Here is a 10,261-nt window from a genome sequence, read left to right as displayed (position 1 = left end):
CGCCACCGGGGCGCTGGTGGCAACGCACCAAGGCGCCACGCCCCGCATCAGCGAAGCCGAGGTGGCGGAGCTACTGGCGGCGCAGGCGGTGTAACCCCACCCCCCGGCCCCCTCCCCCGGAGGGGGAGGGGGAGCCTGATGCTTTCAAAATCTTAATCAGTTCATTACTAAAAACTCGTGCTTCGCGCTCGTCAGGCTCCCCCTCTCCCGGAGGGGAGGGGGCCGGGGGGTGGGGTTACAACGTCCAATGAAAAACGCCTTACTGCTAACCCTGCTGGCGGCCGCCAGCCTGGCCGCCTGCACCCAGGAAACCGAAACTGCCGAAACCACCGCCGCCCCCAACAGTGCCCCCGTGCCGCCGGTGCCGGCCGACAGCCTGCGGCCGGCCACGCCGCAGTACCGGCCCGGCTACCACTTCTCGCCCGCCGCGCACTGGATGAACGACCCCAACGGCATGGTGTACCTCAACGGTACCTACCACCTGTTTTTCCAGTACTACCCCAAGGCCATGGTGTGGGGGCCCATGCACTGGGGCCACGCCACCAGCCGCGACCTGGTGAGCTGGCAGGAGCAGCCCATTGCCTTGTACCCCGATTCGCTGGGCTGGATTTTCTCGGGCTCGGCGGTGATTGACAAGGACAACACAACCGGCTTTGGCAAGAATGCGATGGTGGCCATCTTCACCCACCACAACGACCCCGAGGAGAAAAAGAAAACCGGCCGCCACCAGTACCAGAGCCTGGCCTACAGCCTCGACGAGGGCAAAAGCTGGACGAAATACAAGGGTAATCCCGTGCTGCCCAACCCCGGCATTCAGGATTTCCGCGACCCGAAAGTGAGCTGGAATGAGCTGGCCAAGAAGTGGATAATGACCTTAGCTACCAAGGACCGCATCACCTTCTACAGCTCGCCCAACCTGAAAAGCTGGACCAAGGAAAGCGAATTCGGCGCGAAGCTGGGTGCCCACGGCGGCGTATGGGAATGCCCCGACCTTTTCCCGCTCAGCCTCAACGGCAAAACCTATTGGGTGCTCATCGTGAACCTGAACCCCGGCGGCCCCAACGGCGGCTCGGGCACGCAATACTTCGTGGGCAGCTTTGACGGCCACACCTTTACGCCCCTCAACGAGCAAACCAAGTGGGCCGACTACGGCCCCGACGACTACGCCGGCGTAACCTGGAACAACACGCCCGGCCGCCGCATCTTCCTGGGCTGGATGAGCAACTGGGACTACGCCAACCAGGTGCCCACCTCGCCCTGGCGCAACGCCACCACCATCCCGCGCGAGCTGGCCCTGCGCCAAGTGGGCACCGAAATCTACCTCACCTCGCAGCCGGTGAAGGAGCTAGCCAGGCTGGCCCAGCCCGCCGTGACGCTCCAGGACGTGAAAGCCACCGCCGCGCCCACCGACCTGACCAGCCAACTCAAGTTCAGCGGCGACAAGTATTCATTGAAGATGAGCACCGCGCAGCTCCAGGATTTCGCGCTGGTGCTCGGCAACACGGCCGGCGAGGAGCTGCGCCTGGGCTATGATGCAAAGGCCAAGCAGTATTACATTGACCGCAGCAAGTCGGGGCCAATGAACTTCAGCGCCAAATTCTCGGGCCGGCACGTGACGCCGCGCCTGGCCACCGCGCCGGAATCGGATATCACGCTGTACGTTGATGCCACATCGGTGGAGCTGTTTGCCGACGGCGGGCTGAGCGTGGCGTCGGAGCTGTTTTTTCCGTCGCAGCCTTTCACTACTATTAAGCTCGAATCTTCCGCCGCGATGACTGCACAGCGCTTGACGTACAATCAATTGAGCAGCCCGCAGCTACAAGCGGCCAAGTAGCGGCCGGTGCGCCGGAGGGGATGGTTCAACGCTCAATCATCTCCTCCGGCCGCACGGCCGCCGGGCGCTGGCGCACCGACTCGTACACCACCAGCGCCACCAGCAGCCCCAGCAAAATCAGCGACGAGCCCTGCGTACCGAAACCCAGTCCGTTTTTCGCTACCGGCTTGGTTAGCAAATCGCCAAACGTGGCCCCGAACGGCCGCGTGAGCACAAACGCTACCCAAAAAAGCAGCACTCGCGATAAGCCAGTGAAGTAATACAGCGCCACCACCACGGCCAAGGCCCCGCCAATCAGCAGCGCCCCGCCGCCAAAGCCCAGCCCCGAGTCGTCGGCCAGAAAATCGCCCAGCGCGGTGCCCAAAGTGTTCGAAAACAGAATGGCCGCCCAGTAGAACAGCTCGGCCTTACGCGACTGCACATCGGTAACGGAAAGCGACTTCTCGCTCAGCCACCACGCCCCTAGGATAACCAGCAGTATCGCCACCAAAATGGCAGCCCCCGTGGCGTAGCCCAGCCCCAGCGTGCGGTCCATATAGTCCGACATGGTGGTACCGGCCGTGCTCGTGGCCAGAATCACGGCCCAGTACAGCGCCGGAATGTAGCGCCGCGCCGCCAGCTGCCCGGCCAGCGTCACGAAGAAAAACCCGATGAGAATCAGCGAGCTCACGGCGTAGCCCACCTGCATGGTTTGGGCCAGCTGGTCGCCGGCGGTTTCACCCAGCGTCGTGGCGCAGATTTTCATAATCCAGAATAGCAGGGTGACTTCGGGAATTTTCTTCATGGCATGCTGCAGCGAAGGTGAGCCGCCAAGATGCTGCCCGATGCTGAAGAAATGTTGAAGATACCCGTGCCCGGGGGGTTGTCACCAGACAATTCTGTGCGTTGCCTGCCGTGCGATTTCGCTAATTCAGCAAATACAAAAAGGCCCATTCCTGAATCAGGAACGGGCCTTTTTTTGTGGCAACAGTTGGAATCGAACCAACGACACCAGCATTTTCAGTGCTGTGCTCTACCAACTGAGCTATGTTGCCGTCTCCCCGGGGCGTCTTTTAGGTTGCTTTGGGGACCGCAAAGGTACGAATGCAAAACAACGGCGCAAGAAGTTGAGTAAAAAAAGTGTTGAAGGCCGCATCTTTTTCTTCAAAGTATTCGGCATGCCGACTATCTTGCGTCCCCAAACGTTCCCGCCTTACCTTTACCGCATGGTGCAATCTATCCTCTTCCTGCTGCTGCTGGTCGCCGCTTTCGGCCTCTTCACGTGGCAGGTCCGGAAAATCCGGGCCAACATCCTCGTCGGGCGCGAGCGCGACATGAGCGGCAACGCCGCCGAACGGTTTCAGAAAACCCTGCTGGTGGCCTTCGGGCAGCAGAAAATGTTCAAGCGCCTGACGCCGGCCCTGTTGCACCTGGTGGTGTACGTGGGCTTTCTGGTCATCAACATCGAGGTGATTGAAATCGTCATCGACGGCTTGTTTGGCAATATTTTCGGCTTCCACCGCGCGCTCAGCTTCCTCGGGCCGGTGTATGACGCGCTGATGGCCGTCAACGAAATTCTGGCTGCGCTGGTGATTGTGGCCGTGGCCGCCTTCTGGTGGCGCCGCAACAGCAACCCGCCGCTCAAGCGCTTCACCGGCCCCGAGCTGCGGATGTGGCCCAAGCTCGACGCCAACATCATTCTCTATATTGAAGTGGCGCTGATGCTGGCCTTGTTCTTCATGAACACGGCCGACCTCCAGCTGCACCAAATGGAGGGCAAGGACCTGCCCGGCGCCTTCCCCATCAGCGGCCTGCTCACGGGCCTGCTGCCCAGCAGCGAGGGCACCCTGCACGTGCTGGAACGCCTGGGCTGGTGGATTCACATCACCGGCATCCTACTGTTCCTCAACTACCTGCCCAGCTCCAAGCACTTTCACATCATCATGGCGTTCCCGAACGTGTGGTACTCGCGCCTGGTGCCGCAGGGCCAGTTCTCGAACGTGGAAAGCATCACCAACGAGGTGAAGGCCATGATGGACCCCAGCTTCGTGGTGCCGCCCGCCCCTACCGCGCCCGATGGCTCGGCCCTGGCGCCCACGCCCTTCGGCGCGAAGGACGTAGAAGACCTGCCCTGGACCAACCTGCTGAACGCCTACTCCTGCACCGAGTGCGGCCGCTGCACTTCGGTGTGCCCGGCCAACCTGACGGGCAAGCTGCTCTCGCCGCGCAAAATCATCATGGACACGCGCGACCGGATGGAGGAGAAGTATAACTCGCCGCTCATCTTCCGCCCCAACGTGTACGGCGAGGAAGCCAAGCACGAGCCCGTGACCGACCTGATGGAAGCCACCCTGCTGCGCGGCAAGGTGACGCCCGAGGAGCTGTGGGCCTGCACCACCTGCAACGCCTGCGTCGAAAGCTGCCCCGTGAACATCAACCCGCTGGAAAGCATCATCGAGATGCGCCGCTTCCTGGTGCTGGAAGAATCGGCCGCGCCGAACTCACTGAATGTGATGTTCTCCAACATCGAAAACAATGGCGCGCCGTGGGCCTTCTCGCCGTCAGACCGGTTCAACTGGGCCGATGACTTGTTTGCGGCGGAGAAGCCGGCGGCTACGGTTGCTTAAGTAGCTACTGTGAAAGACGGTCATGCTGAGCGCAGTCGAAGCATCTCTACCGTGCAAGTAATCAGTTAGTAATCAAAATGAAATAAGATAGTTGCGCGGTAGAGATGCTTCGGCTTCGCTCAGCATGACGTTCTGCACCCCTTATAATTATGAATCCCGAAGCTCCCGCTAAAAAGCAAATTACCGTTCCCGTCATGGCCGATTTGGCGGCCCGCAACGAGTCGCCCGAAATCCTGTTCTGGGTGGGCTGCGCCGGCGCTTTTGATGACCGGTACAAGCGCGTGACCCGCGCCTTTGTGCGCATCCTCGACCACGTGGGCACCAAGTACGCCGTGCTGGGCCTGGAAGAAAGCTGCACCGGCGACCCCGCCAAGCGCGCCGGCAACGAGTTCCTGTTTCAGATGCAGGCCATGCAGAACATCACGACCTTGAACGGCTACGGCATCAAGAAAATCGTGACGGCCTGCCCGCACTGCTTCAACACCATCAAGAACGAATACCCGGCGCTGGGCGGTGATTATGAGGTAATTCACCACAGCACATATTTGCAGCAGCTCATCAACGAGGGCAAGGTGGGCGTGACGGGTGGCGAGAGCTTCAAGGGTCGTCGCATCACCTTTCACGACTCGTGCTACCTGGGCCGCGCCAACAACATCTACGAAGCCCCGCGCGAGGTGCTGGCCGCCCTCGATGCCGACCTGGTGGAGATGAAGCGCAGCCGCGCCAACGGCCTGTGCTGCGGCGCGGGCGGCGCGCAGATGTTTAAGGAACCCGAGCCCGGCAAGAAGGACATCAACATCGAGCGCACCGAGGAAGCGCTAGCCACCCTGGCCGGCAAAGCCGACGCGCTGGCCAACCTGGGTGGCGTGGAAACCGAAACCGCCGCGCCCGGCGCCCACGACCTGCAGGGCAGCATCATTGCCGTGGGCTGCCCCTTCTGCATGACGATGATGAGCGACGGCCTCAAAAACAAGGAGCAGGAAAGCAAGGTGCAGGTGTTCGACCTGGCCGAGCTGGTGGCTTCGGCTGAAGGCATCAACGCTTAAAGTCGGCCTCGGGCAAATTTTGTAGGCGACCTTGTGCCGCTGTTCCGCCATTGGGCGGGGCGGCGGCACTTTTTTTTTGCGGCGCTGCCGTTGCCGAGGCTAGCAGCTCCGCGAATAATCTGACAAATCGGTGAATTATGTACGTTGCTTTTGACCAACTGCCCGCCACGGCGCGGGTGTGGATTTACCAAGCCAGCCGCTTGCTAACCAACGAGGAAACCATTGGCTTGCTGCCGGCCCTGGCTCGCTTCGCGTCGGACTGGACCAGCCACGGCCGCAGCCTGCTGGCATCGGCCGAAATTTTGCATCAGCATTTCTTGGTGCTGGGCCTCGACGAAGCGGTGGCCGGGGCCAGCGGCTGTTCCATCGACGCTTCGGTGCGTTTCGTGAGCCAGGTAGCGCAGCATTTGGGCGTTGAACTGCTCGATAAATCGCGGCTGGCCTTCGTAGAAAACGGGCAGATACACCTACTGGACCGGCGCGAGTTGAAAGCTGCCGTTGCCGGCGGCACCCTGATGCCCGACACGCTCTATTTCGATAATACTTTAGCGACTAAAGGCGAGTTGGATACCCAGTGGCCGCGGCCAGCGGGCCAAACCTGGCTTGCCCGCTACTTCGGAACGGTGGAAAAATAACAGGGGCTTGCGTGAATCCTACGCAAACGTAGTATTATTGCTAACGAAAAGTTTATGAGCCGAAAATCCCCTTTTTCGGTTTTCTCTTCGCCACCCCCTCCCCTCCTCCCCCCAGACCACCTATGAGTAAACGATTATTCACCTGCGTCGCGGCCAGTTCGGTCGTGTTGCTAAGCGGCTGCGCGACATCGGGCGGCATTAAGGGCGACAAGCAGTTTGCCCGCGGCCAGTATGAGTTGGCCATTCCGCTCTACAAGGCCGAAGCGGCCAAGGGCAAGAACGCGGCCATCGCCAATTACCGCATTGGCGAAGCGTACCGCCTTTCGAACCGCATCGAGCTGGCCGAGCCCTTTTATAAAGAAGCCATCGACGGCAAGGTGAAGAATGCCGACGCCGGCTACCACTACGCCGAGGCCCTGCGCGCCAACGGCAAGTTTGACGAGGCGGCCGCGCAGTTTGCCACCTACGCCACCAGCGGCGGCAACCGCAACCTGGCCGCCCGCGCTGAAACCGCCAGCAAAGACGCGCTGGCCAGCAAGCAGGTGGCCGCCGTGAAGAACACCTACGAGGTGATGCCGGTGGATGCCCTGAACTCACCCAGCTCCGACTTCGGTGGTACCATGATGGCCAGCACCGGCGAGCTGGTGTTTGCCTCGGGCCGCGACAACCAGAAGAAGTACCCGGGCAACGGCGAAAGCTACCTCGACCTGTACACCATTAAGTTCGACAACGCGGCTGCCATGACCGGCGGCACCGCCCGTAAGCTCGAAGGTCCGTTCAACTCCGAAAACCGTCTCGAAGCCAGCGCCACCTACACCCCGGATGGCCACACCATGGTGTTTGCCCGCTCGAACACCGGCAAGAAAAACGACTACCGCGGCCCCGACGGCACCAAAACCACCCTGCAAAGCGTGGATTTGTGGATTTCGTACTACAAAGCAGGTGCCTGGAGCGAGCCCGTGCTAGCCAACATCAACGACCGCACGGCCGATGATTTCTCGCCGGCATTTGCGCCCGACGGCACCACGCTGTACTTCGCCTCGGGCCGTAAGGGCGGCCAGGGCGGCGTCGACCTGTACCGCGCCACGCTGGGCCCGAACGGCCGCTTCTCGCCGGCCGAAAACCTGGGCGAGAACATCAACTCGGCCGGCAACGACAACTTCCCCGGCGTGGCCCCCGACGGTACGCTGTACTTCGCCTCGGACGGACGCCCCGGCGTGGGCAAGCTCGACATCTTCATGGTGAAAGGCGGCAAGCCCGTGAACCTGGGTGCCGACGTGAACAGCCCCGCCGACGACTTCGCCCCGGTGCCCATGACCAACGAAACCGGCCTGTTCAGCTCGAACCGCGCCGGTGGCAAAGGCTCCGACGACGAGTACATGTACAAGAAGAAGATGCCGAAGCTGGTGACCTTCTACGCCGACGGTACCGTGCTCGAGCGCGACGACAAAGCCAAAACCACCCTGCCCGTAGCCGGTGCCAACGTGACGGTGACCAGCGCCAACGGCCAGCGCCAGACTGCTACCAGCGGCCCCGACGGCAAATTCAGCGTGAAGCTGGATTCGGTGACGAACTACTCGTTTATTGCTGAGCGCCCCGGCGACTTCGCCGCCCGTACCAGCCTGAACACGACGGGCCGCAAGCCCAGCCAGGACCAGCTGGCCAACCCGATGAACGACGTGAAGCTGCCCGTGACGCTCACGCTCAACAAAATCATCCTGGCCAAGGCAATTGAAGTCAAAGACATTTTCTACGACTACAATAAGTACGACATCCGCCCCGATGCCGCTATTCGCCTCGACACGCTGGTGCAGACGCTGGTGGACAACCCCAAAATCAGCATCGAGCTGAGCTCGCACACCGACTCGCGCGGCAAGGACGCCTACAACCTCAAGCTCTCGCAGCAGCGCGCCGAAGCGGCCGTGGCCTACATTGTGAGCAAAGGCATTGACAAGAAGCGCATCACGGCCAAGGGCTACGGCGAAACCCGCCCGGTAGTGCCCAATGCCAAAACCGAAGAGGAATACCAGCGCAACCGCCGCACCGAGTTCAAGGTGACGAAGGTGGCGAATTAACCCATCGGTTTCGCTTCATTGCAAAACGCCCCCGCAACTTCGGTTGCGGGGGCGTTTTGCATTGGGGGCAGGCGTGGGACAAAAAGCGGAACCGATTTGATTTATGGGCTTTTCGCGCGATAGCGGCCTTTTCCGCCGCAAGGGGCACCTAGCTTTGTGGTCCTTTTCCACCCACTTTTTTATTTCCGGAGAATAAACTCCGCTACCATCCAGCAGTCTAGCTACCCGATAGCCGGGTGTGCCGGCTGTGGCAGCCTTCCCTTTCCACTTTTATTTCTGCTCCCATGCGATTCCGGGTTTTACCTCTCGGCCTGGCCCTTATTGGCCTGCTCACCGGCTGCCGCCGCGATGATGTGGCACTGACGCCCACCCCCACGGTACGCCCGCTAGTGCTGGCCAACAACAGTCTGATTCTTAACCCATCGGGCTACGCGCCGCTGTCGGCCGAGCTGAGTTTTCATACGGCCTCGGCCGGTACCACCACGGTGGTAGTACACGGCAAGCACGGCGAAGCTTCGGATGTGGTGCAGCGCTACCACGACGCCGATACCACCCACGTGGTGCCGGTGCTGGGCCTCTACGCCGACTACGCGAACCAGGTGGACGTGAGCTTTACCTCGGAAGACGGCTGGCACGTTGAGAAAACCTCCCTGACGGTGGCCACCGGCGCCCTGCCGCCCAATCTGCCTACCACCATTGCGGTGGCGCAAGCGCCTACCGCTGCGCTGGGGGCCGGCCTCACGCTGGTGAGCAACTTCAGCGCCAGCAACCCACAGATGCCGCTGGTGGTGGACAACTACGGCGACATCCGCTGGGTGCTCGACTACCGCACGCACCCGGTGCTGCAGCGCCTGTCGTACGACTGCGGCATCAGCCGCCTGCGCAACGGCAATTACCTGTTTGGCGATAAAGCTACCAGCCAGCTGTACGAGGTGAGCGGCTTGGGCGAGCTGCTAAATACCTGGCCGATGACGGGCTATACCTTTCACCACGAGGTGCTGGAAAAGCCCGACGGCAATTTTCTGGTGTGCGTGAACAAAACCGGCAGCACCCACCCCGACGGCTCGCCCACGGTGGAGGACGTGGTGATTGAAATGAATCGCAACAGCGGCGCCGTGACGCACGAATGGGACCTGAAGCAGCTGCTCGACGAGAACCGCCACGCTCTGGAGCCCGACCCCATCGACTGGGCCCACAACAACGCCGTGGCCTACGACCCGACTGATAATACGATTGTGGTTTCGGCCCGCTTTCAGGGCTTGGTGAAGCTGGGCTACGACGACCGCATTGTGTGGATACTGGCCCCGCACAAGGGCTGGGGCACCAACCGCCGCGGCGAAGACCTGAGCAAGTATCTGCTCACGCCGCTCGATGCCAACGGCCAGTCCATTGCCAATGCCGACGTGGCGCAGGGCGTGACCAACGATGCCAGCTTCGAGTGGAACTGGTACCAGCACTCGCCCACGCGCCTGCCCAACGGCGACTGGCTCATGTTCGACAACGGCACCCACCGCAACTTCGACCCCACGCCCGGCACTTACAGCCGCGCCGTTATTTTCCGCATCGACCCCGTACGGCGCACCGTGCAGCAGGTGTGGGCCTACGGCAAGGAGCGCGGCGCCGACACGTATTCGTCCATCGTATCGCGGGTCGAGTTTTTGCCCGAGGTGAACCATGTGCGCTTCTGCCCCGGCTACCAGGTGCCTACGCCCACGGGCCTGGGCGGTAAAATCATCGAAGTAGATTATGCCACGCGGCAGCCGGTTTTCGAGCTGAGCCTGACCACGGGCAACGGCTTTGGCTTCCACCGGGCCGACGCCACGCACTTCGGCGAGTAGGCCGCGCGAACGTGGCACAGGTTTTGGAATTGAATGTCCGGCCGGAGTTTCCGGCCGGACATTTTCTTTCGGAGCCATGAAAAAGGCGCTACTTCTGGGATTGATGGGCTGGCTGCTGGCCGCCGGGCCCGCACTGGCTTATCTGCCGCTGCCGGCCAACGTGAACTTTACGTCGGAGCGCGGCGTGCCCTTTGGGGTGGCGCTCGACGGGCGGCCCCTCACGCGCG

The 10,261-nt window shown here is 61.7% G+C and carries 7 protein-coding genes and 1 tRNA gene; 6 read left to right on the top strand and 2 right to left on the bottom strand.

Features of this window, described 5'->3' with window-relative positions; translation table 11 throughout:
• Positions 1 to 247: 247 nt before the first annotated feature.
• On the top strand, positions 248 to 1,834 hold the full coding sequence (locus tag ACYVDE_RS08060) for a glycoside hydrolase family 32 protein (RefSeq protein ID WP_460500968.1): 1,587 nt from the start codon (positions 248 to 250) through the stop codon (positions 1,832 to 1,834).
• Positions 1,835 to 1,859: 25 nt separating this feature from the next.
• Here the strand turns inward: ACYVDE_RS08060 and ACYVDE_RS08055 are convergent, their stop codons facing one another.
• The gene (locus ACYVDE_RS08055; RefSeq protein ID WP_460500967.1) at positions 1,860 to 2,618 is read right to left on the bottom strand and encodes a COG4705 family protein; all 759 of its coding nucleotides are present in this window, start codon (positions 2,616 to 2,618) and stop codon (positions 1,860 to 1,862) included.
• A 177-nt stretch (positions 2,619 to 2,795) separates the two neighbouring features.
• A tRNA-Phe gene (locus ACYVDE_RS08050) sits at positions 2,796 to 2,868 on the bottom strand.
• Between the two features lie 171 nt (positions 2,869 to 3,039).
• Here ACYVDE_RS08050 and ACYVDE_RS08045 point away from each other — a divergent pair.
• The 5 genes from ACYVDE_RS08045 (at position 3,040) to ACYVDE_RS08025 (ending at position 10,034) form a co-directional block, all read left to right on the top strand.
• The gene (locus ACYVDE_RS08045) at positions 3,040 to 4,440 is read left to right on the top strand and encodes a 4Fe-4S dicluster domain-containing protein (protein ID WP_460500966.1); all 1,401 of its coding nucleotides are present in this window, start codon (positions 3,040 to 3,042) and stop codon (positions 4,438 to 4,440) included.
• A 194-nt stretch (positions 4,441 to 4,634) separates the two neighbouring features.
• Positions 4,635 to 5,486, top strand: a complete 852-nt coding sequence (locus ACYVDE_RS08040; protein ID WP_460500969.1) for a (Fe-S)-binding protein — start codon at positions 4,635 to 4,637, stop codon at positions 5,484 to 5,486.
• Positions 5,487 to 5,623: 137 nt separating this feature from the next.
• Positions 5,624 to 6,121 (top strand): hypothetical protein, encoded by a 498-nt coding sequence (locus tag ACYVDE_RS08035; protein ID WP_460500965.1) that lies wholly within the window; start codon positions 5,624 to 5,626, stop codon positions 6,119 to 6,121.
• A 122-nt stretch (positions 6,122 to 6,243) separates the two neighbouring features.
• Positions 6,244 to 8,196: an OmpA family protein gene (locus ACYVDE_RS08030; RefSeq protein WP_460500963.1), complete on the top strand. Its 1,953-nt coding sequence runs from the start codon at positions 6,244 to 6,246 to the stop codon at positions 8,194 to 8,196.
• 284 nt (positions 8,197 to 8,480) lie between these two features.
• Entirely contained in the window at positions 8,481 to 10,034 is a 1,554-nt protein-coding gene (locus ACYVDE_RS08025; RefSeq protein ID WP_460500962.1) for an aryl-sulfate sulfotransferase, read from the top strand.
• Positions 10,035 to 10,261: the final 227 nt, after the last annotated feature.

This window comes from Hymenobacter agri, from assembly GCF_054778495.1.
The sequence above is the reverse complement of the archived record's forward strand: the minus strand, read 5'-3'. Positions and strand labels throughout refer to the sequence as shown.

Coding starts and splice junctions, on each gene's coding strand:
- ACYVDE_RS08060 (WP_460500968.1), top strand. CDS start 248: ATGAAAAACGCCTTACTGCTAACCCTGCTGGCGGCCGCCAGCCTGGCC.
- ACYVDE_RS08055 (WP_460500967.1), bottom strand. CDS start 2,618: ATGAAGAAAATTCCCGAAGTCACCCTGCTATTCTGGATTATGAAAATC.
- ACYVDE_RS08045 (WP_460500966.1), top strand. CDS start 3,040: ATGGTGCAATCTATCCTCTTCCTGCTGCTGCTGGTCGCCGCTTTCGGC.
- ACYVDE_RS08040 (WP_460500969.1), top strand. CDS start 4,635: ATGGCCGATTTGGCGGCCCGCAACGAGTCGCCCGAAATCCTGTTCTGG.
- ACYVDE_RS08035 (WP_460500965.1), top strand. CDS start 5,624: ATGTACGTTGCTTTTGACCAACTGCCCGCCACGGCGCGGGTGTGGATT.
- ACYVDE_RS08030 (WP_460500963.1), top strand. CDS start 6,244: ATGAGTAAACGATTATTCACCTGCGTCGCGGCCAGTTCGGTCGTGTTG.
- ACYVDE_RS08025 (WP_460500962.1), top strand. CDS start 8,481: ATGCGATTCCGGGTTTTACCTCTCGGCCTGGCCCTTATTGGCCTGCTC.